23 protein-coding genes are annotated in these 24,551 nt (G+C 45.7%); 7 read left to right on the forward strand and 16 right to left on the reverse strand.

The genetic code is table 11. The features are described 5' to 3' along the window. Positions 1-394 precede the first annotated feature (394 nt). From nth to rsxA, 7 genes are read right to left on the reverse strand one after another with little or no spacing between them, the layout of a single operon-like run. Positions 395-1,030 (reverse strand): endonuclease III, encoded by a 636-nt coding sequence (nth, locus tag ACYTXU_RS03290; protein WP_462208337.1) that lies wholly within the window; start codon positions 1,028-1,030, stop codon positions 395-397. Next, positions 1,023-1,724, reverse strand: a complete 702-nt coding sequence (locus ACYTXU_RS03295; protein WP_462208338.1) for an electron transport complex subunit E — start codon at positions 1,722-1,724, stop codon at positions 1,023-1,025. The genes nth and ACYTXU_RS03295 overlap by 8 nt, the downstream gene beginning before the upstream one ends. Further along, positions 1,717-2,358, reverse strand: coding sequence for an electron transport complex subunit RsxG (rsxG, locus tag ACYTXU_RS03300; RefSeq protein WP_462208340.1), 642 nt, complete (start codon positions 2,356-2,358; stop codon positions 1,717-1,719). Before rsxG ends, ACYTXU_RS03295 begins: the two co-directional genes overlap by 8 nt. After that, entirely contained in the window at positions 2,348-3,424 is a 1,077-nt protein-coding gene (gene rsxD, locus ACYTXU_RS03305; protein ID WP_462208341.1) for an electron transport complex subunit RsxD, read from the reverse strand. The genes rsxG and rsxD overlap by 11 nt, the downstream gene beginning before the upstream one ends. Continuing rightward, positions 3,421-5,028 carry an electron transport complex subunit RsxC gene (gene rsxC, locus ACYTXU_RS03310; protein WP_462208343.1) on the reverse strand — a complete coding sequence of 536 codons (1,608 nt, stop codon included), beginning with the start codon at positions 5,026-5,028 and terminating at the stop codon, positions 3,421-3,423. Before rsxC ends, rsxD begins: the two co-directional genes overlap by 4 nt. After that, positions 5,028-5,615, reverse strand: a complete 588-nt coding sequence (gene rsxB / locus ACYTXU_RS03315) for an electron transport complex subunit RsxB (protein WP_462208345.1) — start codon at positions 5,613-5,615, stop codon at positions 5,028-5,030. The genes rsxC and rsxB overlap by 1 nt, the downstream gene beginning before the upstream one ends. Positions 5,616-5,623: 8 nt before the next feature. Further along, positions 5,624-6,205: an electron transport complex subunit RsxA gene (gene rsxA, locus ACYTXU_RS03320; protein WP_018625604.1), complete on the reverse strand. Its 582-nt coding sequence runs from the start codon at positions 6,203-6,205 to the stop codon at positions 5,624-5,626. 888 nt (positions 6,206-7,093) lie between these two features. Between rsxA and ubiT the strand changes: the two genes are divergently transcribed. Continuing rightward, complete coding sequence (gene ubiT, locus ACYTXU_RS03325) at positions 7,094-7,636, forward strand: ubiquinone anaerobic biosynthesis accessory factor UbiT (RefSeq protein ID WP_462208346.1); 543 nt, start codon at positions 7,094-7,096, stop codon at positions 7,634-7,636. Here the strand turns inward: ubiT and ACYTXU_RS03330 are convergent. From ACYTXU_RS03330 to ACYTXU_RS03340, 3 genes are read right to left on the reverse strand one after another with little or no spacing between them, the layout of a single operon-like run. Next, positions 7,606-8,487, reverse strand: coding sequence for a U32 family peptidase (locus ACYTXU_RS03330; protein ID WP_462208347.1), 882 nt, complete (start codon positions 8,485-8,487; stop codon positions 7,606-7,608). The genes ubiT and ACYTXU_RS03330 overlap by 31 nt on opposite strands. Positions 8,488-8,492: 5 nt before the next feature. After that, positions 8,493-9,482: a ubiquinone anaerobic biosynthesis protein UbiU gene (ubiU, locus tag ACYTXU_RS03335; protein WP_462208348.1), complete on the reverse strand. Its 990-nt coding sequence runs from the start codon at positions 9,480-9,482 to the stop codon at positions 8,493-8,495. 8 nt (positions 9,483-9,490) lie between these two features. Beyond that, positions 9,491-9,811: a chorismate mutase gene (locus tag ACYTXU_RS03340; protein ID WP_462208350.1), complete on the reverse strand. Its 321-nt coding sequence runs from the start codon at positions 9,809-9,811 to the stop codon at positions 9,491-9,493. A 412-nt stretch (positions 9,812-10,223) separates the two neighbouring features. On the opposite strand from ACYTXU_RS03340, the gene ggt reads away from it, so the two are divergent. The 4 genes from ggt (at position 10,224) to ACYTXU_RS03360 (ending at position 16,950) form a co-directional block, all read left to right on the forward strand. After that, on the forward strand, positions 10,224-11,966 hold the full coding sequence (ggt, locus tag ACYTXU_RS03345) for a gamma-glutamyltransferase (protein ID WP_462208352.1): 1,743 nt from the start codon (positions 10,224-10,226) through the stop codon (positions 11,964-11,966). 214 nt (positions 11,967-12,180) lie between these two features. Next, a complete protein-coding gene (locus ACYTXU_RS03350) occupies positions 12,181-13,296 on the forward strand; it encodes a DUF4123 domain-containing protein (RefSeq protein ID WP_462208354.1) in 1,116 nt (371 codons plus the stop codon). Positions 13,297-13,301: 5 nt separating this feature from the next. Then, complete coding sequence (locus ACYTXU_RS03355) at positions 13,302-16,130, forward strand: toxin VasX (RefSeq protein ID WP_462208356.1); 2,829 nt, start codon at positions 13,302-13,304, stop codon at positions 16,128-16,130. A gap of 10 nt (positions 16,131-16,140) precedes the next feature. Further along, positions 16,141-16,950, forward strand: coding sequence for a hypothetical protein (locus ACYTXU_RS03360; RefSeq protein ID WP_462208357.1), 810 nt, complete (start codon positions 16,141-16,143; stop codon positions 16,948-16,950). A 109-nt stretch (positions 16,951-17,059) separates the two neighbouring features. On the opposite strand, the gene ACYTXU_RS03365 is transcribed toward ACYTXU_RS03360, so the two are convergent. Continuing rightward, positions 17,060-17,596: a hypothetical protein gene (locus ACYTXU_RS03365; RefSeq protein WP_462208358.1), complete on the reverse strand. Its 537-nt coding sequence runs from the start codon at positions 17,594-17,596 to the stop codon at positions 17,060-17,062. A gap of 39 nt (positions 17,597-17,635) precedes the next feature. Next, complete coding sequence (gene metG, locus ACYTXU_RS03370; RefSeq protein ID WP_462208360.1) at positions 17,636-19,660, reverse strand: methionine--tRNA ligase; 2,025 nt, start codon at positions 19,658-19,660, stop codon at positions 17,636-17,638. A 177-nt stretch (positions 19,661-19,837) separates the two neighbouring features. Between metG and apbC the strand changes: the two genes are divergently transcribed. Both apbC and dcd read left to right on the forward strand, forming a co-directional pair. Then, the gene (gene apbC / locus ACYTXU_RS03375) at positions 19,838-20,926 is read left to right on the forward strand and encodes an iron-sulfur cluster carrier protein ApbC (protein ID WP_462208362.1); all 1,089 of its coding nucleotides are present in this window, start codon (positions 19,838-19,840) and stop codon (positions 20,924-20,926) included. A 50-nt stretch (positions 20,927-20,976) separates the two neighbouring features. Further along, the gene (dcd, locus tag ACYTXU_RS03380; protein ID WP_015780708.1) at positions 20,977-21,543 is read left to right on the forward strand and encodes a dCTP deaminase; all 567 of its coding nucleotides are present in this window, start codon (positions 20,977-20,979) and stop codon (positions 21,541-21,543) included. Between the two features lie 68 nt (positions 21,544-21,611). Here the strand turns inward: dcd and ACYTXU_RS03385 are convergent, their stop codons facing one another. The 4 genes from ACYTXU_RS03385 to purM all read right to left on the reverse strand — a co-directional run bounded on the left by ACYTXU_RS03385 (position 21,612) and on the right by purM (position 24,465). Then, entirely contained in the window at positions 21,612-22,031 is a 420-nt protein-coding gene (locus ACYTXU_RS03385; RefSeq protein WP_462208363.1) for a hypothetical protein, read from the reverse strand. Between the two features lie 9 nt (positions 22,032-22,040). Continuing rightward, positions 22,041-22,724, reverse strand: coding sequence for a DUF3108 domain-containing protein (locus ACYTXU_RS03390; protein ID WP_462208364.1), 684 nt, complete (start codon positions 22,722-22,724; stop codon positions 22,041-22,043). 67 nt (positions 22,725-22,791) lie between these two features. Then, entirely contained in the window at positions 22,792-23,415 is a 624-nt protein-coding gene (purN, locus tag ACYTXU_RS03395) for a phosphoribosylglycinamide formyltransferase (RefSeq protein ID WP_462208366.1), read from the reverse strand. A 12-nt stretch (positions 23,416-23,427) separates the two neighbouring features. Continuing rightward, complete coding sequence (gene purM / locus ACYTXU_RS03400) at positions 23,428-24,465, reverse strand: phosphoribosylformylglycinamidine cyclo-ligase (protein ID WP_462208367.1); 1,038 nt, start codon at positions 24,463-24,465, stop codon at positions 23,428-23,430. Between the last annotated feature and the right edge of the window lie 86 nt (positions 24,466-24,551).

Consider the following 24,551-nt stretch of genomic DNA (forward strand, 5'->3'; position numbering starts at 1 on the left):
CGGCTGAGAACCACCGAAGGTGGTTTGACAAAATTGCCAGGAGCAATTTTGAACAGACTTTAGTCTGGCCCGAAGGGCGAGGGCAGGATAGCCCGAGTAGTCCACTTGCTACTGGAAATGTAGGTCGGAAAAGACCTTTCAGGTCGTCTTCCGACATTAACAATATCAATCGTCAGATGCTGTAAGTTACTACGGTTTGGGTGTTGGATGGCGTTGCTTCGGCGCTGTTCCAATCTATGAGAGGCATAGCACCATCAACTATGTCATTCCAGGCTTGATCTGGAACCTAGTGATTTTAAGAGATTTAAAGAGCGGATTCTGAATTAAATTCAGAATGACATTCCTAGAGAGAGTGGTTGCTGGGGGCTTAGATACGCCCTGTGTTCAATGACCTTTAATCACTAGTCTTATCTTTAAATTCACACAGATCTTCAATTATGCAGCTGCCGCAGCGGGGTTTTCTGGCGAGGCAGGTGTAGCGGCCGTGCAGGATTAGCCAATGGTGAGCATCAAGCAGGAATTCTTCAGGGACAAACTTAAGTAGCTTTTCTTCGACCTGGCGGACGTTTTTTCCGGGCGCGATTTTGGTACGGTTAGATACACGGAAGATGTGTGTATCTACGGCCATGGCAGGTTGTCTGAAAGCGGTGTTGAGAACCACATTGGCGGTTTTGCGGCCAACGCCAGCCAGTGCTTCGAGGTCTTTGCGATTGTCTGGAACGATAGAATTATGTTTTTCGATCAGGTCCTTACAGCATGAAATGACGTTTTTGGCTTTACTGTTAAACAGGCCAATGGTTTTGATGTATTCCTTGAGTCCTTCTTCTCCCAGGGTATAAATAGCTTCGGGTGTATTGGCTACCGGATAGAGTTTACGGGTTGCTTTGTTAACTCCAACGTCGGTTGCTTGCGCCGATAAAATGACGGCAATCAGCAACTCGAAAGTGGAGCTGTATTCCAGTTCAGTTTCTGGGTTGGGATTATGGTCACGCAGTCGCTCGAATATCTCCTGACGCTTGGCTTTATTCATGACTTAAAGCCTCGCCACTTTGAACGGGTGCTGCTTTGGTTGCTTTGGCACGTTCAGCTCTTTTGTTATCAATACCATTTTTTATAGCGATCAGAATTCCCAGTCCAACGAATGCACCTGGTGGCAATATTGCGAAGAGGAATGTTGAGTCGGTCAGATAAAAAGAAATCGTCAAGTCACTGGCCCACTCACCAAACAGTTGTTCGGCACCAGAGAAGAGAGTGCCTTGACCAATCATTTCGCGTAACGCCCCTAGCGTACATAATACGGCTGTAAAGCCTAAACCTTGCATGACGCCATCAAGCAGTGATGGGAAGAATTTGTTTTTAGATGCGAAAGCTTCGGCGCGGCCAATGATGGCGCAGTTAGTGACGATCAACGGAATGAAAATACCGAGTGTTAAATAAAGATCGTAAGTGAAGGCATTCATGATCAGACCAACATTCGTCACAAAGCTGGCAATCATCATAACGAAAATCGGGATACGTATTTCTTTGGGAATATAGTTTCGAACCAGCGACACAGAGCCGTTCGAGCCGGCCAACACCCAGGTGGTGGCAAGACCAAGTGCCAGGCCATTAATAAAGGTATTACTGACTGCCAGTAATGGACATAGGCCAAGTAATTGTACCAGCGCTGGATTGTTGTCCCATAGGCCGTTTTTGATGATGGTCTTGTGTTCGGAATTAATCATTATTTCCTCCACAGTTTTGTGGTCCTTCGAACAGCTGTTGCTTGTTGTTTTCGAAGAAGACCAATGTTTTTGCGACTTGCTGAATGACGGCACGCGGCGTAATGGTTGCTCCGGTGAAGGCATCAAATTGGCCTCCATCTTTACTGACCGTCCATTCTTCAATATTTGGATTGCTTAATGATTTACCTTCAAACTTTAATATCCAGTCGCTTTTTTTAGCGTCAACTTTATCGCCAAGCCCTGGCGTTTCTTTGTGATCAGTAACGCGCACGCCAGTTATAGTACCGTCTGCATAAATACCCACTACCATGCTTATTTTTCCGCTGTAGCCATTCGGAGCTATTGACTCCATTACCACGGCAACAGGCTCTCCATTCTGCCGCATGCGATAGGCTTTCAACGGTTTGTTGGAACCTAGGTCACCGGCATCGGCTATTAATGTACAGTCATGATAGACGTCATTATTGTATTCACTTTGCTCTACTAATTGATTTAAGGTTCGTGCCAGAGCCGCTTCCATCTCTCCAGCAATAGTGTCGCGCGTAATGTAGTAGGTTATCGCAATTAGGCCCACGCACACTGCCGCAAAAATCGCCAGAATCAATCCGTTCTTACTAATCATTTTAGTGAGCATCGGTATCTCCTTGTGGACGTTTTGCTTTGTGGCCATAAACTTTGGGTTTGGTGTAATAGTCGAGCATCGGTACGGTCATGTTCATCAGCAACACAGCAAAAGCGATAGCATCAGGGTAACCGCCAAAAGTTCTGATAAGAATAGTGATAACGCCAATGCCTAAACCAAAAATCCAGCGACCTTTCGGTGTAGTGGATGCGGTCACAGGATCGGTCGCAATGAAGAATGCGCCAAGCATGGTTGCGCCCGCGAATAGGTGGAAGCTTGGTGATAAGTAGTGGTCGCTGTTACTGGCAAACATTACGAATGACATGAGCACCATCCCTAAAAGCATTCCTACTGGAATCTGCCAGCCAATGACTTTACGGAACATCAGTACCAAGCCACCGCCAAGGAAGCCTAGGTTAACCCACTGCCAACCAGAACCAGATAAGCCATTAATCACTGCGTGAGTTTCAATTTCGGCCAGGCGATAACCCTGAGCCAACTCTGTTTTAACATGATCGAGAGGAGTAGCCATGGTAAATCCATCTACTCCCATGCGCGCTGCTGTTATCGAGTCGCCACTCATGCTGGTGCCCGTAAAAATGTAGGATACCGCATCCATAAAGCCAATTGGATTTTGAGCCAGATCAGCTGGTGGAAGCCATGAGGTCATTTCCAGCGGGAAGGAGATCAGCAGTAGTACGTAGCCAACCATCGCAGGATTAAACAGGTTATTGCCCAAGCCGCCATAAACATGTTTGGCAAACACCATAGCGAATGAAACGCCGAGAACTGTCATCCACCAGGGAAGCAGGGGCGGGATAGCGAGAGCCAATAACCAGCCGGTAACTAGCGCGCTACCGTCGAATAAAGTGGGCGCCACTGGACGTTGACGAATTTTCAGAATGAGAGCTTCGGTGGCCAGCGCTGTGATGCTGGCGAGAATGATGTTAATAATGACTCCGACACCAAAGAAATAGACTAGCGCGAATAAGCCTGGCAGAGTTGCTCCAATAACCCACAGCATCACCTCGGTGACTGACGTCGGCTTTTTGGCAAATGGCGAAGAGATCAGGCTCATGCGTCAGTATCCTTGTTGTCGGTTTTTGTATGTGGCGATTCAGTGCCAGGTTCATCGTCCTGCTGTGCTTTTTTCGCTTTTACTCGAGCAAGCGCTGCGGCAACTGCTGATTTTTTTGCATCATCTTCATTGGTTGCTTCGGCTGCTTTTCGTCTTGCTTCTGCTGCCTTGCGATGTTTCTCCGCTTTCTCACGCTTCACGCGTTCCAGTCGCTCCTGGCGAGCTTCATGGCGTAAGCGTGCTTTATCGGCTTTGGTCTTTTCCACTTTTTGGTTGCGAATGGTAGACTTGGCGTAGCGATAGTATTGCACTAGTGGAATATCACTTGGACACACATACGCACAGGCACCGCACTCGATGCAATCAAACAAATCGTACTCTTCGGCTTTTTCAAATTCATCAGACTTGGCGTGCCAATATAATTGTTGAGGCAATAAAGAGGCGGGACAGGCATCCATGCAGGCGCCACAACGAATACAAGGCAGAGCTAAGTGATCGTGTTTCAACTCTTTAGGCGCGGCCATAATGACACAGTTAGTAGCTTTGACAATGCCCACTTTAGGGTTCGGTAATTCAAAACCCATCATGGGGCCACCCATCACCAGTACGCCAGGATTATTAGCGTCACAGATCGACATTAAATGCTCGACCGGAGTGCCAAAAGGTATCCGATAGTTGCCCGGCTTTTGGCATGCTTCACCAGTCAGGGTGACAATGCGTGACACTAGTGGTTTACCAAACTCAAAGGCTTCGTAAATCGCGAAGCAGGTGCCAACGTTGTGCATGACCAGCCCTAAGTCAGCCGGTAATCCACCATGCGGAACCTCTTTACCAGTCAACAACTGGATGAGCTGCTTTTCGCCACCGCTTGGATATTTGGTCGGCACTACAGCAATTTTGACTGTGTCCATTCCAAGCTCTTTTCGTGCCGCTACTAAAGCGTCAATGGCATCAGGTTTATTGTCTTCAATGCCAATGATAATCTTTAAGTTTTGGTAGAGCTGGCTAATGATTTGCGCACCTTTTAAAACTTCTACCGCATGTTCTTGCAGCAAACGATCATCGCAGGTGATATAAGGTTCGCACTCGGCTGCATTGATAATCAGGGTGTCGATTCCTGACTCTCGCTTGAGTTTGATATGGGCCGGGAATGAGGCGCCACCTAAACCGACAATACCGCTTTCACAAATGTGCGCCAGGATTTCCGCACGTTGTAAATTATGAGTATTGGGCTTGGGACTTAAATCGCACCACTGATCTTTGCCATCGGTTTCGATGACCACGCATAAATCATCAAGGCCGGAAGGATGCGCGATGGGACGTTTTTCAATCGCCACAACAGTACCAGAACTGGGAGCGTGGTGATGGGTGCTGAAAATACCATCACTCTCAGCTATGACCTGACCTTTTAATACAGTGTCACCAACATTCACAACGGGTAGCGAGCGGTTTCCAGCCTGCCCTTTAAGGTTGATGACTAGCTGTTTGGGTAGTGGAATATCCTGAATCGATGTCTGGTTCGATTGGACTTTGTGTTCCTTGGGATGAATACCACCGGGAAACTCGAAAATGGGGATTTCAGATTTATAGTTGGAGCGTTCCATTAATGGGACTCCTTACTGAAAATCTGCTTGATAGGAATTTGATTTAACTCCATCTGTTCCGGCTGTTGCCATTTCCAGGTAGAAACAGTCTGTGGAATTTCAAGCATGTCGATGCAGTCTACTGGGCAGGGTTCAACACATAAGTCGCAGCCTGTACACTCGTCAATAATGACGGTATGCATTAGCTTTGGAGCGCCTAAAATGGCGTCGACAGGACAGGCCTGAATACATTTGGTACAACCGATGCACTCGTCTTCGCGGATATAAGCAACACGCGGTGGTTGTTCTTCGCCACGCTCTTCATCGAGAGGTATCACTTCACGACCAAGTAGATCTGCCAGTGCCTTAACGCCGGCTTCGCCGCCCGGAGGGCACTTATTAATTTCATCACCATTGGCGATGGCTTCGGCATAGGGCTTGCAGCCGGGATAACCGCATTGGCCGCATTGTGTTTGTGGCAATATATCATTGATCTGATCAACAATCGGGTCGCCTTCAACCTTGAACTTCACCGACGCGAAGCCAAGAATGGCGCCGAAAATCAGGCCAAGCACAGCAAGAATAATAACTGCTACGAGTAAATCCATGGACAACCTTACAGCTTAACGAGGCCAGAAAAGCCCATGAAAGCGAGCGACATCAGCCCCGCAGTGATCATTGCTATTGAAGCGCCCTTGAAAGGGAGTGGTACATCTGCCGCAGCCAAACGCTCACGCATAGCCGCAAATAAAATCAGAACCAGTGAAAAACCAACCGCTGCGCCAAAACCATAAATTACTGACTGTACAAAGTTATGAGCTTCATTAACGTTAAGCAACGCAACGCCTAATACCGCGCAGTTGGTAGTAATTAAAGGCAGGAAAATACCCAGCAAGCGATACAGAATCGGGCTGGTCTTATGAATAATCATTTCCGTCAATTGCACCATAACGGCAATGACCAAAATGAAGGAAAGGGTTTGCAGGTACTCCATGCCAAGAGGGGCAAGGATAAAGGTATTAACGATGTAACTCAGCGCAGAAGCAAGTGTTAGAACAAAAGTGGTTGCCACTGACATACCTATGGCCGTTTCCAGTTTTCCGGACACGCCCATGAATGGACAAAGCCCAAGGAACTTCACCAGAACAAAATTATTGACCAAAACGGTACCGATAAAGAGTAGCAGATACTCGCCCATCAGCTGATAACACCTTGTTTTTGCGCAATTTTCGCGACGGAATGAATCGAAAGCGACAATGAGTAAATCTTGCCATCGAAAGACTGCATATTATGAGGGATAGGCGGTTTCTAAACAACCACAGAAAGTTTAGGGGAAATGACCTGGATCAAGAGGATAATCATGTGAGGATATCATTTTTTAAGGACAACTCATGAGTTGTCCGTACTAAGGGCGGACTCTTGCCCGTACCTCATATTCGTCATTCCGGGCTCGCTCCGGAATCCAGTGATGTTAAAGAGCAGACTCCCTAAAGGGATTTCCTTCGGTCGCCTGAATTAAATTCAGGATGACATTCCTTGGGGGATATTTCTCTGTTGGCAAGTGTCATTCCTTAAATGTGTTCTAAGAAGTCTGCCAGGGTCAATCTTTGGCAAAAGCCTATTATTCTTATCATCATCTAGGTAATTCAGGATCTTGGGCGACCGCAGGTCGCCCCTACATTATGCTTGTCATTGCTTGGGTGTTGAGTTTTTGGGTGAGTATGGGCGAACACCATTTCTCCCATGGGCTGGTTCGGCGTTGTAGGGACAACTCATGAGTTGTCCGTACTAAGGGCGGACCCTTGCCCGTACCTCATATTCGTCATTCCGGGCTTGACCCGGATTAAAGTCGTCTGGAACGATTTTAAACAGCGAAGCTGGCCTCTGGTGAAATAAAGGTGACCAAAGGAAATCCCTTTAGGGAATGTATTTCATAATCTGCTCTAATTTGATGGGTTACGCTTTGCTAACCCATCCTATAGTACTTATGCCTTACACTGTGAATAAGGAGGCGCATGATCAAGGTCATGCTTTATTTGCTGTGCAATTCTTATAATGAGCTAACTCCAACAATTGATGAATCTTTATGGCTGAATCCTATGGCGTTCTAAACCTTCCTTTTGCTGATAATGTGAAGTCTGTTTTATTACCTAAATTCGCTTCTGTTCTGGCTCCGAATAATTTGGGTTCTTGTATGGTCTGGGTGCCACAGGTGATTAATCGGAAAGTGATTGAGTCAGTGCTAAATCGTGTGTTGCAGGAGCAGGTTGCGGATGGCGACTTCGATTATCTGACCGACAAGTGGTTGCAGGTTGAAATCAGGGATGCGCGATTGTTTGTGACGCTTGGTTTTCGTAATGGTCAGTTTGTCTGTCGTGAGGTTGTGCGCCAGGCGTGCGAGGCAAATGCTCATTTGTCGGTTATGACGGTTGATGCGATTGATATGGTACAGCACAAGGTTGATCCGGATACGTTATTTTTCCAGCGAAAGTTAACCATTGGTGGTGATACGGAGTTGGCGCATCATGTTAAAAATACGCTGGATACGCTAGACCCTGAGGCTATACCAAAAGTGGTGCTGACGCTGTTGCAGCACTATCAGGCGATCATTTCCAGGCCTGCCATCTGAAACCAGTAGCCGTTGCAATATTCGCGAGTGTTGTCTGTAAAATTAACGGTTGCTTGGTTGCTGTTAATGGCATCAGTCAATGCATGAATAACCTCTAGGGTTGTTTCCGGTGCTACGGGCACAATACGCGCATAATCGATTCCAGCGGCTTCTAGTTTCTGCCAGTGATTGAGTAAATTGCTGACTTTTCCTGATTGAGTCTGGATGCCATTAATCTGGGCAAAGCTATCGCCTTCGCGAGTTTTGACAGGAATACCTTCCACATCATCTTTGCATTTAAACTGGCAGCGATCTTTGGGCAGATCATGATGGCGAGCGGTGAAGCAGCGAGCTGAATAGGCCAGTGGCATTCGCCCATAAACCTGATATTCAAGTTCTACGCCAAGCTCCTGTGCTTTGGGCACGACGGGTTTAAGATCTTGCTGGCCAAGTTCAACCGGAATGTTCCAGCGGGTCATGCCTAATTTGTTGAACAGACTTAGCGACTGGTTGTTATAGATATTGATGGCATTGCCGGCAACAAACGGCCTGCTGGCTTGATTGGCAACTTGTATCGCTGACATGTCATTGGCTTCGATCAGGAAATCACCTTGCTGGACAATGTTTTTCAGGTAGTTCAACTCTGATTCGGCTTCGAGCAAGGTCATGGCTGAAAGCACTACCTGTTTGCCGTTGCTGGCTAACAGCTTGCCAATCTCAATCCAGTCTTGCAGAGTCATGCTGCGACGTTTTGAGCAAACGGTTTCACCCAGATAGACGGCATCAATATCGGTGTCAGCAACTTGCTGGTAAAAGTCCTGATAGGCTTGTTTGGTCCAGAAATAAGGGACGGCTGCGAGTGTTGTTTTCATAGTGTTTATTGCCAGCTGCGTTCATAGGCGCCAATGGTCGTTTGGCGGCCCTCTGACAGTGCTGTGAGCTTCTGTTTGTCCTGTTCGGTGGGTTTGACTGAGTTTTTGAGGACTGAGTCAATCGCTTTGCGCCAGACGTTGGCCACTGTTTCAATGTAGGCAGGGCTGCGCTGGCGACCTTCTATTTTGATCGCTACCACACCGGCCTGGTGCAGTTCAGGTAGAATGTCCATGGTGTTCAGACTGGTGGGTTCTTCCAGGGCGTATTCGATATTACCTTCAACTTCAAAGCGGCCTTTGCAAAGCGTCGGGTAGCCTGCATTTTCGCCTTCTTCAAATTGGTCAATCAGCAGGTGGTTTAATCGACTCTTGAGCACGCCTTCATTTTCTTCCCAGCGCACATGAGAAGAGGGCGAGCAGACGCCCTGGGTATTCGGTGATTCGCCGGTTAAGTAAGACGATAAGTAGCAGCGACCTTCGGCCATGATGCAGAGACTGCCAAAGCCAAACACCTCAATTTCTACCGGTGATTTTTGTGCTAATTGAGTGACCTGCTTTAATGATAAAACGCGCGGTAAAACTGCGCGCTTAATGCCAAAATTCTGATGATAAAAATTCAGCGCTTCAAGATTAGTTGCCGAGGCCTGCACTGATAAATGAATGGGGAAATCACCTGAACGCGAACGGATATAGTCCATGATGCCACTGTCAGCAACAATCAGGCTATCAATCCCAATCCCCATAGCCATATCGACACTGGATGCCCATGTTTGCCAGCCGTCCTGTCTGGGGTAGGTATTGATCGCGCAATATACCTTGCAGTTATTTTTATGAGCGTAGTCGATGCCTTTGTGCAGATGTTTTTCGCTAAAGTTCAGACCTGAAAAATGGCGCGCATTGGTTGCATTTTTAAAGCCGATATAAACGGCATCAGCGCCTTGATCAACGGCTTTGACTAATGACGGGTAATTGCCCGCTGGACATACTAATTCCATGAATTGATTTAACCTGCTTGTTTGGTGTTTTTTAGAAGTTGTAGATTCAAACTGGCATTAAAAACGGCACGAAAAATACAGACCAGATCCAGCTGGTGATAAAGCGTAGGGTTTTGCGAACAGATATTGTTGATGATTTGGCGTTCGCGTTCCGGGCAGTGTAATGGCAAGCCCAGCTCACCTTTCAGATCTGAGATCTGGTCAATCACTTGAGAGCGTTGTTTCAACAGCGTTAAAAGCTGCTCATCAATGGTATCGATTTGTGAGCGTAATTGGTCAAGTGGCATCATGGTTTCATTCTCCATAGCACTTATGCAAACAGTTTGCATATCTTTCTTCATGTCAGAGCAATGAGCACATTCTATGGCTAGCCTTTGGCAAAGCCCTTGATATGAATCAAACAAGTGAGGATGTTTTTGAGAGTGAATTGTAGGGACAGCTCATGACTTGTCCGTAGGGCGGGCCTTGGCCCGCCATATATCCGGTGGGCTAAAGCCCACTATACGTCGGATACTTATTTAGGATCCTGGGCGACGGCAGCTCGCCCCTACCATAATGTTTGTGTTTTCATAGGATGGGTTAGGCTTCAGCCGTAACCCATCAAGAAAGCAATCGATGGGTTACGCTCAAAGAGCTAACCCATCCTATAATTGGCACTGCTGCGTGATTTTTTACTGAGTCTTCGACTTTATATCGATATGGTTTACACTGACCGCATCTTTGAATGACTTAACGTTTGTTATGACTATGATTCGTACAGTTATCTTTACCTTTATCGGCTTGCTGCTGTCTCTTATGCTGAGCTTTGCTGCCTATGCCAGCTCGGAGGGCAAAGAAGCGCCAGCGATTATTGATTACCTGAGTATTCATCATCCGGTGGTGGCTGAAAAGGGCATGGTGGTGTCGCAGCAGTATATTGCCAGTCGTGTCGGCCGTGATATTTTGCGTAAAGGCGGTAATGCGGTTGATGCTGCGGTGGCGACGTCGCTAGCCTTGGCGGTGGTTCTGCCACGTGCTGGAAACTTGGGTGGTGGCGGTTTTATGCTGGTTCACCTTGCCGAGAAAGGCGAAACGGTGGCGATTGATTATCGTGAAATGGCACCCGCTAAAGCGCATCGTAATCTGTTTCTAAATGCTGATGGCAGTGTCAATCCTATTAAAGCACGCTTTAGTCATTTGTCGGCAGGGGTGCCGGGAACCGTTGCGGGCATGGAGTTAGCCTTGGAGCAATACGGAACAATGGACTGGGAAGAGGTTATTCAGCCGGCCATTGATTTGGCGGAGAATGGATTTGAGGTGACCTGGGATTTGTCCAATAACCTGGAGCGCCGTCGTAGCCGTATGCTAAACGAGGCGACTCGTAAGGCTTTTTATAAAGAGGATGGCTCTACCTATCAGGCTGGAGAAATCTTTAAGCAACCTGATTTGGCCTGGTCGCTTAAGCAACTACAGAAGCACGGCTCAAAAGCATTTTATGAAGGTGAGATTGCCAAGCGACTGGTTGCGGATATGGCAAAGCATGGTGGCCTGATTACGCTGGAAGACCTTGCTAATTATAAGCCTGTGGTTCGCAAGCCATTAACGGGCGATTATCGTGGGCACCAGATTGTAACCATGCCTCCATCAAGCTCTGGTGGTGTACACCTGATTCAAATGCTCAATATTCTTGAGCATTTCCCGATTAAAGAGATGGGCGTCAATTCTGCCAATTCTATCCACGTCATGACCGAAAGCATGAAACGTGCTTATGCTGATCGAAGCAAGCACCTTGGCGATACCGATTTTTATGACGTGCCCTTAGAATGGCTGACAAGCAAAGTGTATGCCAAGAAGCTGGCCAAGACCATTGAAATGGATAAGGTGACGCCATCCAGCGAGATTAGTGCTGGTACAAAACCAAAATACGAAAGTCCAGACACCACGCATTTTTCGGTGGTGGATCAATGGGGCAATGCAGTTTCCAATACCTACACCCTGAACTTTTCCTATGGCTCAGGGATTGTTGCCGAAGGCACCGGGATATTGCTTAACAACGAAATGGATGATTTTTCCTCCAAGCCCGGTACTCCGAATGCCTATGGTTTGATTGGTGGTGAAGCCAATGCCATTGAGCCTCAAAAGCGTCCTTTAAGCTCGATGACTCCAACCATGGTCTTCAAAGACGGCAAAGTGAAACTGGTTACTGGAAGTCCAGGCGGTAGTCGAATCATTACGACGGTGCTGCAAATGGTGGTCAACGTCGTCGATCATGAGATGAATGTCGCTGAAGCCACCCATACCGCACGTTTCCATCATCAATGGCTGCCGGATCGCTTGTTTGTCGAGCCTGCAATAAGCCCAGATACGCGAGATCTTTTAAAAGCGAGAGGCTACGAGTTGTATGACTCAAGTACCATGGGCAGCACTCAATCCATACAGGTGGAAGACTATATTTACGGTTCTGCCGATCCGCGCAGACCAAACGCCGAAGCAGCGGGGTATTGAGTTCCTGATTGAAGATCGTATTAACTGTAGGGACAACTCATGAGTTGTCCTTTCTCAAACTCCCCATCATAATGAAACTCTAAGATATATCTAAAAATTATGAGAATCAGTTCGCACTGCGAACTATCCAAGCCTGATTTACCTTACCTATAGAACGCTAAATCTATAGAATGCGCCTTGTTTTTGTTAAGCCTACCCATCTAGAAAGGATTTTATGAAACAAGGATGTTCTACCTGTTTAATCAATGACATAAGTAATACTGCTGTTTCACAGGATAGTGATAATCAAACAGCAACCTTGAGCATTGAAACCCAAGCGTTAAGCCAAATAGCATTAGAAGAATCCAAAGGCCCTAGCTGGAGCAAGCCCTGGATTGATCCTGTCTTAAAAGACACTTTATTCAACGTTTTCTCGGATGACGAGTCACCAAACCATCAACTAAACACCTATTTATTGCTCGATGCCGCCCAGGTGACTTCGCTTGAGGGTGTTTTCAGTTTGGCCAAAGCCGAAGACTTGGGTGTGCAATGTTTGCTTGGAGGCGAGGCTCAAAAAGACCTTAAAGATTATGCCCCCTATCTAATCAACCTGACTCTATTGCAGCAGCAGTTAGAAGAAGACGATATTCCAAGCTTCCACCGCGATGTCTTTATCCGTTATTGGGGCAAGCACTGCGGGATCTTTCTGCACAGCTATGCGGATTTAAATACTGTGGCACGCCACTGTAAAAAATTCATCAAACTGAAAGATGATAATGACCAGTGGTATTTCTTTCGCTTTTATGACCCTCGTGTGGCGCAGGACTATTTCGGTTGGATGCAAAATGATAGCGCACGAATTGCGAAATGGTTTGGCATAAAGCAGGGCGAGCCGTTGATTCAGTCATTGATTCTAGAAGCTGAAGAAGGGCAGGGCTTCACCAGGATTGAGCCAAGGAATTATGAGCAGCTTAATGATCATAGTTCGATTGGTCTGACAGAGGTAGAACTTGGCTGGATGCAGCAAAGCCGCTGGCAGCGTACCAAAAGAGCAATCTATCAATCTCTGCAACAAGAACTATCCGAAGAGCCTTTCCACTTGGGCAAGCTGGAGCGAAACTTGGTGGGAAGCTGGTGTGAAGAAGCATTGCGCCATGATTACACCACAGAAAGAGCCGTTTATGATTACGCTTATAGTCACGCATTGGCATATCATTTTGAACTGGATTTGGCTGAGGTTAATGACTGCCTGGTTGCCAAGGACGATTCAGATGTAGAAAAAGCCAAAGAGTTACACCAGATTTTACTCAACGCCATCAATACCTATCGCATGAACCAACAGGAAGAATAATCAACATGGGACGTGAACAATTTTCTGCGACGCAATCTGCAACTGATCCAATACTGCCTTGTGAAAAAGGTATTCGACCGATATTCCCAGCGCGTTTCGCTATAAAGCCTAGCGTGCTGAATGAACTTTCTAAGACTCCACGACCTATCAGCCAGGAAAGCTGTATTACGAATACCGGCGATCACGAGCTTCGCCGAATTCGTCAGGGTTACGTCTATATTTTTGTGCCCAACCAAATTGAAGACGAAGCCAGCCGAACTGAAACTGGCAATGGCTACTGGATGGTTTTCCGTTATCAAACACAGCTCGACGATTTTAATTCTCCTGTCTTGGAAGATTATAGCTCGATTCCGTTTTCAATCCGCAACCCTGACACGGATCCTTATGTGGGGCTTGATTATTCGTTCCGTCAGTACAGCTGGTTAGACGGTTATGCGGCAGGGCGTTGGGGCTTTAATGATTCAAAAATCTATCCTTATGTTTCTGTGCCTAAACAGGTCACCAAAATAGAAATTGCCTACAGTGAGCACCGCTGGCCAGCGAAGTTTTTTGAAAAGGCAGAAGTAGATGCCAGCTTTCGCAAAACTTTGATGGTGCCGATAGATTTAGCGCCACAACAAACCGACTTCTCCATGCCAATGTCAGAGCTGGAAAACCATGTAGTCGATTTTAAAAAGGACTTATTCTCCGACTTTTCATTCCTACCTGATTATGCAGACGCACACACCGGCATCTTTCCGCAAGACTCGGATGATGTGCTCAGTGGAATTAAAGAACTGGAGTGCGCACGCATCGTAGCGCTACATGACCCAATAGGTCGCGTGTTAGATATTAATGAGCGCATTCATAAGAATGATAATGAGAGCACAGCTTTCAGTCTTGCTCATCAATATCCATTGAGTACTGCAAAAGCAATTACCAAGATCAAAGATACCATTGATGATGCTAACTGGATCAAAGACTTCATTTATGACGATATCATCGTTGAAGATACCATTTGGGAGGAACTGTTCGAAAGTGAGAAGATGTTTGATTCGATCACTCAAAATTTATTGGCAGCACACCAAGATCTTGTTGCCTTTGAGGGCGACTATTCTATACACCACCAAATGAATAAAGCTGTTTCATTGATAACCGGCTCTTCTGAAGAACATGATTGTGAGTTGATCACTTACGCCTCGAATATTTTAAATCAGCTCTTTTTAGGAGTTGGAAATACTGTTTCTGGTTCAGAGTATCAAATGAACACCTTATCAGGTGCCGGAGGCAATCCATCACTATCTAGGACAATTGATGACTATTTGAATATATGGTGGAAAATAGCCAGAACCGTAAAGTCTGGTGTTCAGCAGAACCTTAAGCTTGCTTTGGCCGCCGCAGAGTCTTTTGATTCATTTTTAAGAGTAAATGGTTCTGAGCTTGGCAAATTGCAATTTCAGTATAGCCACCCAAAGTTTATGGATATCCTGAATAAACTTTATGGTGTAGATGATATTGCGCAGCGACCGGTTAAGATTGATGAGATTGAAGAGGTAATTAAGTCCGGAACATTTGGTCAGTCACCAACGAATAATGCTTTCGATGCTGGGCAAACGAATATATCGCAACAAAGCTCTAATACGGTTGAGTTTCAGCAGAGTCTTGGTAAAACCGTTAACAAAACTACTGGCATGAGTACTATTGATCTTCAATACGTGACAATTGATGGAGAGTTTTATCCATCAACCGGTTTTCAAGAGAAAGCACTTTCTCAGGTTGATACCAGAGTGAGTCTGACTGGATTATCTGCATTTCTGAATTTCTCAGGCCTGTTCTTTTTGGTTGAGAACCATAAAAATAATGATGCAAAAACAACGCTCGGTAAAATCGCCCAAAATACCGTTCTTAATTCCATTGTCTTAACCGGGTCACTTATCAATGATATTTATGAGTGCAGACAAACCTATGCGAATGGAAACTTTGTAAGAACATCATCTAGAAGCCTTGCAAATAAGCTGTACTCAAAACTTGGCAAGAACCAAACCTTAAAGCAGGTCGGTAACTTTACTTCGAAGATTAAAATAGGTGCCATATCTGGACCACGAGTGTCTCAGCTAGCAGGTAAAGCTTTGGGTGGCATCGGTGTGGTACTCACCGCCTTCACAGCCTATGAAGGCTTTAAGACAGGCAATAAAGCTCAAGGCTATGGTAGCAGTCTGGCAGCATTTGGCTCAGCGTTGCTGATGGCGGGTGCTCTTATTGGACCTATTGGTGTCGGTATCGCTCTTTTATTTATTGCTGCAGGTCTAATTACCGAATGGTTTGGAGCACTCAATCCGGTAGAGGAATGGGCTTATAAAAGCTTCTGGGGGAAGTCCGATTATTACTGGGGTGATAAAGTAGAAAGGCTTTCAATTAACGAACTTATTAAAGATTCGGAAATTCTATCAGATCCTAATGACCCAAATTATGCAAGCATAAAAGGTTTTTATGAAAAAGAAATGCGGGCCTTTGAAGACCTGTTTCTTCAGCCAAGGCTGGTGCGTGTGGATAATAAAGGTAAATCTTTCCAATTATTTTTACCTAGGTTTCATGAAGAAGGTAATTCGCCCGAAGTTAACATTTCTGTAAGAGAGAGGTACCAGGGAACGCCGGGTAATTATAGTCCAGGGTTCAGATACAATAACTATTCTAATGTCCCGTTTCGTATGTCTGCCCATGAGCCTGTAGCTTTAGTGGATATCTCGCATCTGGTCAGAAATAAAAACTTAGGGCTGTCTGTTTCAGTAGAGTATCGCGATCCATACGGTACTACTAAAAAACTGCCAAGCACCTCGCTCTCATCGAATCAGTAAGATAGGTACTATGAATTATTTTAATTTTATTATTAAGTCAATTAAACGCTATGACCACAATACATTCGACGTTAAACGTTTTGCGATTCTATTTCAAAAACTGAACCTCTATATCATTGGTATTTTCTTGTTAATACCCGCAATCTGGTATAACGCATTCGATAGGGAATTTATTCAGCAAAGGGCTGAAGTTTTTTCTTATAAGCAACGTATTCAGGAACAGTTTGATTCATTGAAGGCTAGAAGAATATATCGAAATCAAGAAATTCCAGAATACAGCACATTTTTTAATGATCAGCTAAAGAGGTATCACAGTAGATTTACTTTTGTCTACGGCAGTATGGCAATTACAGCTTTGCCTTGGTTGTTAATTTTATTCTGGCCGGCAGGTCCTCCTATTCGAGTGGACCGAAAGAATGGTCTAGTTTATACAAGACAGTGGTTTCGATTCTATGCTGCTCGGCTGGATCAATTGCAGCCAGAATGTAAGAGCTTTTCGGCCAGCTTGGAGCAACTGGGAGGTCCGTTGATCGTGAGCTTATATCGCCCAGGCAAAGTTTATGACAAAGATGGAAAATTGAAGCGTGGGATGCGAATTCGTATCGGTTGCTATATCCCACCTGACTTATCGCACAACCGAGATATTCTGTACTGCATTGAACAATTCATGAAACATGAGGCTGATATACCTAAAGAGTTAAAGCCTGAAAATGGTTGGCTTGAGTGGTCATTGGTGCCGGTGAAGAAACTTTCAAAGCAGAAAAAGCTGGATAAGAAGATTGCACACTGGTTTGCAAAAGAGAATAAGTCTGACTCGTAGTGACAATTCACGAGTACCCTATGGGGCAGGCCCTTGTCCGTACGAAGATTTAAGTAGATTGATTTAGAAGTAGGGGCGAACTGTGTTCGCCCTTTTTTATGGTAAAACTTTATGGTTTATCTTGCTGGGATGAGCTTCCAGAGCTTTCTTCGTTCTTGGTGGTTTCGTCACCAAGCGATGGCTCAATAGGTGTTGCCATATTTTTGGTTTTGGATTTTGCTTTTGATTTATTCGGCGTCGCTTTGTCGTTGTTTTGACCTTGCTTCTTTCGCCAAAATTTAAAACCAAACCATGCGCCAAGTCCTACTACAAAAATAGTTACGAATACCCAGATAATGGTTTTGATGCCTGCCATAAAGCCCGCGCTGTCACCATCAAACAGTAGCACCACGGAATTTAACACTAACGGTGAGTAAGTTTCGGCATAATCTACTGGATGCCCGGGAGTAAGTGCGCCGGCTAAAATAACGGAGGCCATAAACCACTTAATGGCGAAGTGCCATTTACGAATGGCGTACCAGATGATTGCAATCATTAGCAAAACCAGTCCGATATAAATGGCCCAGGTTGAACCATAGCTGGCAAAGGTGGTGACCACTTCTTGGGTTTCCCCAGTTTGCAATGTTTCTGTTGCTGCTACTGTCATGGTAAGTCCTGTTATTGTTCTCTTGCTACTCTAAACGCACTACTTTACTCGCATGCCTGGCTGAGCACCTTCATCTGGATTCATGATCCAGAGATCTTTACCGCCGGGGCCAGCTGCTAATACCATACCTTCAGATAAACCAAATTTCATCTTGCGGGGCGCAAGGTTAGCAACCATTACGGTCAGCTTGCCTTCTAAATCAGCAGGGTCGTAAGCGGCCTTGATGCCAGCAAAGACTTGCTTGGTGACACCGTTACCTAAGTCCAATTGTAACTTCAGTAATTTATCAGCGCCTTCAACATGTTCGGCTTTGGCAATTTTTGCGATGCGCAAATCAATCTTGTCAAAGTCACCAAACTGGATTTCGTCTTTAATCGGATCATCCAGTTGTGCTTCAGGCTTTGCTTCAGCTTCTAAGTCTTCTTTTGAGTCTTCAATCATAGCTTCGACCTGCTTCATATCAATGCGTTGCATCATTGGTTTGAATTTGTTGATTTCATAATTGGTTAAAACATCCTGAGAGCTCGCCCAGTCCAGGTTCTCCAGCTTCAGGAAGTCTTGCACTTTGCCTGCTAATTCGGGCAGCACTGGCGCAAGGTAAGCGGTCAGGATCTTGAACATGTTGATACCCAAACTACACACCTGATGGGCGCGTTCTTTGGTTTCATCATTTTTGACCAGATTCCACGGCTCTTCGTTTGCGATGTATGCATTGGCTTTGTCGGCCAGTGTCATAATTTGCTTTACGGCACGGCCAAAGTCGCGGTTTTCATAATGCTGGGCTAATTCTTCCGAGGCATCGGTGAACTGTTTGATCAGCTCAGGCTCAATGATGCTGTCGCTTAATTTGCCATCGAACTGCTTGGTAATGAAACCTGCACAGCGGCTGGCGATATTGACCAGTTTACCGACCAGGTCTGAGTTAACGCGTTGCACAAAGTCTTCAAGGTTTAAATCGAAGTCATCAATGCGGCTGGATAGTTTTGCCGCATAGTAATAGCGCAGGAACTCAGGACGGAAGTGGTTGAGGTAAGTGCGCGCCTTGATGAAGGTGCCTTTGGATTTTGACATCTTCTGACCATTAACGGTCACAAAACCATGGGCCCAGACTGCGCTTGGTGTGCGGTATCCCGCACCTTCTAATACAGATGGCCAGAACAGGGTGTGGAAGTAAATAATGTCTTTACCGATGAAGTGATAAACCTCTGCGTCGCTGTTTTTGCCCCAGAAGTCATCAAAGTTCAGATCATCGCGCTTATCGCATAAGTTTTTAAAGCTGGCCATATAGCCGATTGGCGCATCCAGCCAGACATAGAAGTATTTGCCTTTCTCGCCCGGGATTTCCCAACCGAAATAAGGCGCATCACGAGAAATATCCCATTGGCGTAAATCATCCAGCCATTCGTTCATTTTGTTTTGAACTTCGGATTGGACGTGTCCATCGGCGCCTAACCATTCACGCAGGAATCCTTCGAAGCCCTTCAAGTCAAAGAAAAAGTGTTCTGATTCTTTCAATACTGGAGTCGCGCCAGATACTGCTGACTTTGGATTCTTCAGTTCCGTCGGGCTATAGGTTGCGCCACAGGAGTCGCAGTTATCGCCGTATTGATCTTCGGAACCACACTTTGGGCAAGTGCCTTTTACGAAGCGATCCGGCAGGAACATTTCTTTTTCAGGGTCAAACAACTGATTAATGGTTTTTGAACTGATATGGCCATTTTCTTTCAGTTTTAAGTAAATGCCTTGAGTCAGTTCTTTGGATTCGGGGCTGTGGGTGCTGTGAAAATTATCAAAACCAATCAGACAGTCAGCAAAATCCTGGGCATGCGCCTGATGACTTTCTTTGATGAAGTCTTCGGGTGTTTTGCCTTCTTTTTGTGCGCGTAGCATTACAGGGGTGCCATGAGTGTCGTCGGCGCAGACATAAATACACTGGTGCCCGCGGGACTTCTGGAAGCGAACCCAGATATCAGTTTGCACATATTCCAGCAGGTGGCCAATGTGGATATCGCCATTGGCATAGGGAAGGGCGCTGGTAACAAGAATTTTGCGTTGTGAGCTCATATTGAAATAGAGTCCTGAAATTGGTTTTGAGATTTTTACTTAGCCGTGAATACTACTTGTTTTGGGTCAAATTTTCATTAACTAATTCGCTCAAATATCATGATCTGGCTTGGTTTTCAGCCCTAAAAGACTTAGACTTTGAGCCACTTTTTTAAATAAGCCGGACAGATAAGCAGAATGCTCACTGAACAGCAGATCCACGATGCTCTGAGCCAACTGAAGCTCAGTCAATTAAATACCGATTTAATCAGCGCTAAAGCACTTAAAAAGACCGATATTGATGGTGATAAGGTGACTTTGACCATCAAATTTGGCTTTCCAATGGGTGATTATCAGCAAGAACTGGAGCGCGAGGTAACCGAATACCTTAAAGCTCAGTTTCCAGAGATTGAGGTGCAAGCCAAGGTTTCCTGGCGGGTAGAAGCCCATGCTCACCCAGCTAAAGTACAAGCTATGCCTGATATCAAGAATATTATTGCCGTCGCTTCCGGTAAAGGTGGTGTGGGCAAGTCGACCACTTCGGTGAACTTGGCCTTGGCTTTAAGTCATTTAGGCGCTAATGTCGGCATTTTAGACGCAGATATTTACGGGCCAAGCATTCCGATTATGCTTGGATTACAGGGCAAGCACCCTGAAAGCACGGACAAGAAGACCATTCTGCCGGTTGAAAATCATGGCTTGCAGTCTATGTCGATTGGCTACCTGGTCAAGCCGGAGCAGGCCATGGTATGGCGTGGGCCAATGGCCAGCGGGGCGCTTCAGCAGTTAATTAACGACACCCAATGGCGTGGTCTCGATTACTTGATTATTGATTTACCGCCAGGAACGGGCGATATCCAGCTGACTATGGCGCAGAAGATTCCAGTCACAGCCGCGGTCGTGGTTACGACGCCGCAAGATATTGCGTTGGCTGATGCGCGCAAAGCGGTGACCATGTTTAACAAGGTATCCGTGCCAGTGCTGGGTGTGGTGGAAAATATGGCCATGCATACCTGTTCAAATTGTGGTCATCAGGAGCATATTTTTGGTGCTGGCGGTGGCGACAAGCTGGCGCAGGAGATTGGCGTTGAGCTTTTGGGCAGCTTGCCATTAGCTTTATCCATTCGTGAGCAGGCTGATAGTGGCGAACCAACGGTGGTTGCAGACCCATCGAGTGCAGAAAGTCACTTGTATCTTGACATAGCGCAACGCATTGCTGCTAAATTGTCGTTACAAGAGAAAGAGTTTAGAGCGGACTTTCCGACGATTACAATAGATAACACTTAATATTGATAAAGTAATCTTAAACAATAATTAGATATTAAAGAGAAACGACTATGACAATTAAAGCTGATAAGTGGATCCGCAGAATGGCGGAGAGTGATGGAATGATTGAACCTTTTGAGCCTGGCCAGGTTCGATACAATGGGGATAACCGTATTGTGTCTTATGGTACTTCAAGCTATGGCTATGACGTGCGTTGCTCGGACGAGTTTAAGATTTTCACTAATATCAACTCTGCAATTGTTGATCCAAAAGCCTTCGATCAAAACAGCTTTGTTGATGTGAAAAGTGATGTATGTATTATTCCACCAAACTCCTTCGCATTAGCACGTACGATTGAGTATTTCCGTATTCCACGAAATGTTTTAACGATTTGTTTGGGTAAATCTACTTACGCGCGCTGCGGTATTATCGTTAACGTGACGCCGCTTGAGCCTGAGTGGGAAGGGCATGTAACCCTCGAGTTTTCCAACACAACGCCACTTCCTGCAAAGATTTATGCCAATGAAGGTGTGGCTCAGATGTTGTTCTACGAATCAGACGAAGTGTGTGAAACCTCATACAAAGACCGTGGTGGTAAATATCAGGGGCAACGTGGAGTGACTCTTCCGAAAACTTAGTACCGAGTCCAAATACTAAAAAGCCAAAGGTTTAGTGTCTTTGGCTTTTTTATTGGATGGATTTTAACCTACTGACGAGTATAGACGCTTAATATCGGGTAATGGTGGGTTCCAAAGTTTAGAGTGATGGTTTGAGTTTCTTTGCCTTTGAAAGTAATTTTCTTTTCGACAGGGCTTAATCGATCACCATTCGCAAACAAGGCCATAACTTGTTTGCTGACAAAGATTCGGTTGCCACTGGAGTTGTTGGTTAAGGTGACGGTTACTCTTCTTGCTCCCTGCTCATTACTCATGGTCACGTAATTAACTACCTCGAAATCACTGGTGTCAGGGTAGATGTTATTATCATTGGGAAATTGAAAGTGAATGTCTTGAGTAATGGCTTTATCAATACTTAAAGCGTTATCTTTAGAGTGATTTCCAGCGACCGCGGACAGAGATGCCCAAGCCAATAATAAACTTGAAATAACTGTTCTTTTTGTCGTCATAACTCTTCCTTAAAGTGTCCAGCTTGTTGCCACTAGCTTTGCTTCTTCTTCACCATCTTTAATTCGTTGTATCTGTACCAGCAACATTTCATGGTCTATGGCAAACCAGAAATTGGTTATGCGCGTTCCATTTTTTTCCACTAACTGTAACTTTGCGGTGCGAACTTCTCCCTGTTTGGTTTTCAGGACCTCTTCACCCATTACTTTAAATTCATGATGGCGAATTTCCCCGCGATAACTAATATCAATTGGTTGCAATGGTTTTTGTGCCATCAGATTTTCTCTGACTGCTAGCACCTCGGTGAGCGGATCGAGTAATCCTTCTTTGAGTTGCATATTCCACTTTTTGTCTTCATATGATCCTTGTTCACGCATGCCATCCCAGTCAAAGTTTTGAATCAGGATTCTGTCTGAACGGAAGCTGGTGTCAGCGAGGCTTTGGTAATGCAGCGGACGAATGATTTCATTCACCACTTCGAAACGGCTGGTTTCGCGGCGTTCGTCGGAAAGCAAATAGTAACTGATATCTGACTCCATCGAAGCTTGCCATTGGCCATTGCTAAGTTGCTCGAGTTTGCGGGTTGCTGTTCCCAGTTTGTCACCATCGTGCATGACTTTGTATTTTATAGTGTAAGGTTTAACAGCTTTGAGAGTGGTGCTTTCGTGGTCAGCTGGAGTTGGCTCTTCAGCCATAACAGTCGCTGAGAAGAGGTTAATCAATAAAAGTAGCAGGGCGCTTGAGAAAAGAGTCGCAACTGTTTTACTGGCTTGTGATTGCCTGCTGGTCGAGCCAGGCTTGACCATCCTTGAATTGCAGTCGACCGCTACAGAACCAGCTAACCACTTCGGGGTATAGCTTGTGTTCTTGTTGCTGAATTTTTTGTTGTAGTGTTTGCTCTGTGTCATCTGCTGTAACATGAATACTCCGTTGTGCAATGATTGGGCCACCATCCAGCTCGGCCGTTACAAAGTGTACACTGGTTCCGTGTTCTTTATCACCATTCTCCAGTACTCGCTTGTGTGTGTCGAGCCCAGGGTATTTAGGTAATAAAGACGGATGGATGTTAAGCATTGTGCCTAAGTAATGCTGAACAAACTCTGAACTAAGGATACGCATAAAACCCGCCAAAACAACCAAGTCTGGCTGGTATTGGTCGATGGTTTGAATTAGAGCCTGTTCAAAGTCAGAGCGGCTGGCAAATTGGGTATGGTCGACAGCTACTGCCGGAATACCTGCCTTTACAGCGCGTTCAAGCCCATATACATTGGGCTTGTTGCTAATTACTGCCGATACGCGACCATTGATAGCGCCATTTTGGACGCTATCAATGATGGCTTGTAGGTTGCTTCCGTTGCCGGAGATGAGAACAACGATATTGGGCATACTGGAGCAGCTTTAAAGAACTACTTGTTCTTCATCGCCATCGCGTGCAGCGATATAGCCAATGTTATAGACCGTTTCACCCAGGGTTTGTAATAAATCAGAGGCTCTTTCAGCATTCTCTTTGCTTACGACAAGAACCATGCCGATCCCACAGTTGAAAGTGCGGTGCATTTCATGACGGTCGACATTGCCTTCAGTTTGGAGCCATTGGAATATTTTAGGCAGTTGCCAGGCGCTAGTGTTAATCATGGCTTTGGACGTCTTAGGCATAACACGTGGCAAGTTTTCCTGGAGACCGCCGCCAGTGATGTGTGAAATAGCCTTAACTTCCACTTCTTTGAACAGGCGAAGTAGTGGCTTAACGTAGATTCGGGTCGGTTCTAACAGGGTTTCGCCCAAGGTTTTGCCATCCTCAAACTCAGCATTAACATCAGCACCGCTGACTTCAAGGATTTTACGGATCAATGAGTAACCGTTTGAGTGTGGGCCGCTTGAAGCAAGTCCTAGCAGTACATCGCCTGACTTCACTTTGCTGCCGTCAATAATCTTTTTCTTATCAACGATACCAACGCAGAAACCAGCCAAATCGTAATCATCGCCTTCATACATACCAGGCATTTCAGCCGTTTCGCCACCAATCAATGAACAACCTGAGATTTCACAACCTTTGGCAATACCAGTGACAACGTCAGCTGCTATGTCGACGTCCAGTTTGCCGGTAGCGTAATAGTCCAGGAAGAATAGAGGTTCAGCGCCTTGAACAACCAGATCGTTGACGCACATGGCAACTAAATCAATCCCAACGGTATCGTGCTTTTTCAGATTCAAGGCAAGACGCAGTTTTGTACCTACGCCATCAGTACCCGCAACAAGCGCCGGCTCTTCATAACCAGAAGGCAAATCGAAAAGTGCGCCAAAGCCACCGATATTCCCCATCACTTCAGGACGGTAAGTTTTCTTACAGACGTCTTTGATTCGATCTACTAAGGCGTTACCTGCATCAATGTCCACACCTGCGTCTTTGTAGCTCAGGGATTTTTTGTCGCTCATTTGAATTCCTAGATAAAAGTGGGCTCGGGTCAACTGACCCTTTCAAAAATTGCGCTAATTTTACTAGATGCGGCTATTGATAGAAA

This window comes from Kangiella sp. M94, assembly GCF_054926195.1.

Bases quoted from the DNA above. Each gene is read 5' to 3' on its own strand.
- nth (WP_462208337.1), bottom strand. From the start codon at position 1,030: ATGAATAAAGCCAAGCGTCAGGAGATATTCGAGCGACTGCGTGACCAT.
- ACYTXU_RS03295 (WP_462208338.1), bottom strand. From the start codon at position 1,724: ATGATTAATTCCGAACACAAGACCATCATCAAAAACGGCCTATGGGAC.
- rsxG (WP_462208340.1), bottom strand. From the start codon at position 2,358: ATGCTCACTAAAATGATTAGTAAGAACGGATTGATTCTGGCGATTTTT.
- rsxD (WP_462208341.1), bottom strand. From the start codon at position 3,424: ATGAGCCTGATCTCTTCGCCATTTGCCAAAAAGCCGACGTCAGTCACC.
- rsxC (WP_462208343.1), bottom strand. From the start codon at position 5,028: ATGGAACGCTCCAACTATAAATCTGAAATCCCCATTTTCGAGTTTCCC.
- rsxB (WP_462208345.1), bottom strand. From the start codon at position 5,615: ATGGATTTACTCGTAGCAGTTATTATTCTTGCTGTGCTTGGCCTGATT.
- rsxA (WP_018625604.1), bottom strand. From the start codon at position 6,205: ATGGGCGAGTATCTGCTACTCTTTATCGGTACCGTTTTGGTCAATAAT.
- ubiT (WP_462208346.1), top strand. From the start codon at position 7,094: ATGGCTGAATCCTATGGCGTTCTAAACCTTCCTTTTGCTGATAATGTG.
- ACYTXU_RS03330 (WP_462208347.1), bottom strand. From the start codon at position 8,487: ATGAAAACAACACTCGCAGCCGTCCCTTATTTCTGGACCAAACAAGCC.
- ubiU (WP_462208348.1), bottom strand. From the start codon at position 9,482: ATGGAATTAGTATGTCCAGCGGGCAATTACCCGTCATTAGTCAAAGCC.
- ACYTXU_RS03340 (WP_462208350.1), bottom strand. From the start codon at position 9,811: ATGCAAACTGTTTGCATAAGTGCTATGGAGAATGAAACCATGATGCCA.
- ggt (WP_462208352.1), top strand. From the start codon at position 10,224: ATGACTATGATTCGTACAGTTATCTTTACCTTTATCGGCTTGCTGCTG.
- ACYTXU_RS03350 (WP_462208354.1), top strand. From the start codon at position 12,181: ATGAAACAAGGATGTTCTACCTGTTTAATCAATGACATAAGTAATACT.
- ACYTXU_RS03355 (WP_462208356.1), top strand. From the start codon at position 13,302: ATGGGACGTGAACAATTTTCTGCGACGCAATCTGCAACTGATCCAATA.
- ACYTXU_RS03360 (WP_462208357.1), top strand. From the start codon at position 16,141: ATGAATTATTTTAATTTTATTATTAAGTCAATTAAACGCTATGACCAC.
- ACYTXU_RS03365 (WP_462208358.1), bottom strand. From the start codon at position 17,596: ATGACAGTAGCAGCAACAGAAACATTGCAAACTGGGGAAACCCAAGAA.
- metG (WP_462208360.1), bottom strand. From the start codon at position 19,660: ATGAGCTCACAACGCAAAATTCTTGTTACCAGCGCCCTTCCCTATGCC.
- apbC (WP_462208362.1), top strand. From the start codon at position 19,838: ATGCTCACTGAACAGCAGATCCACGATGCTCTGAGCCAACTGAAGCTC.
- dcd (WP_015780708.1), top strand. From the start codon at position 20,977: ATGACAATTAAAGCTGATAAGTGGATCCGCAGAATGGCGGAGAGTGAT.
- ACYTXU_RS03385 (WP_462208363.1), bottom strand. From the start codon at position 22,031: ATGACGACAAAAAGAACAGTTATTTCAAGTTTATTATTGGCTTGGGCA.
- ACYTXU_RS03390 (WP_462208364.1), bottom strand. From the start codon at position 22,724: ATGGCTGAAGAGCCAACTCCAGCTGACCACGAAAGCACCACTCTCAAA.
- purN (WP_462208366.1), bottom strand. From the start codon at position 23,415: ATGCCCAATATCGTTGTTCTCATCTCCGGCAACGGAAGCAACCTACAA.
- purM (WP_462208367.1), bottom strand. From the start codon at position 24,465: ATGAGCGACAAAAAATCCCTGAGCTACAAAGACGCAGGTGTGGACATT.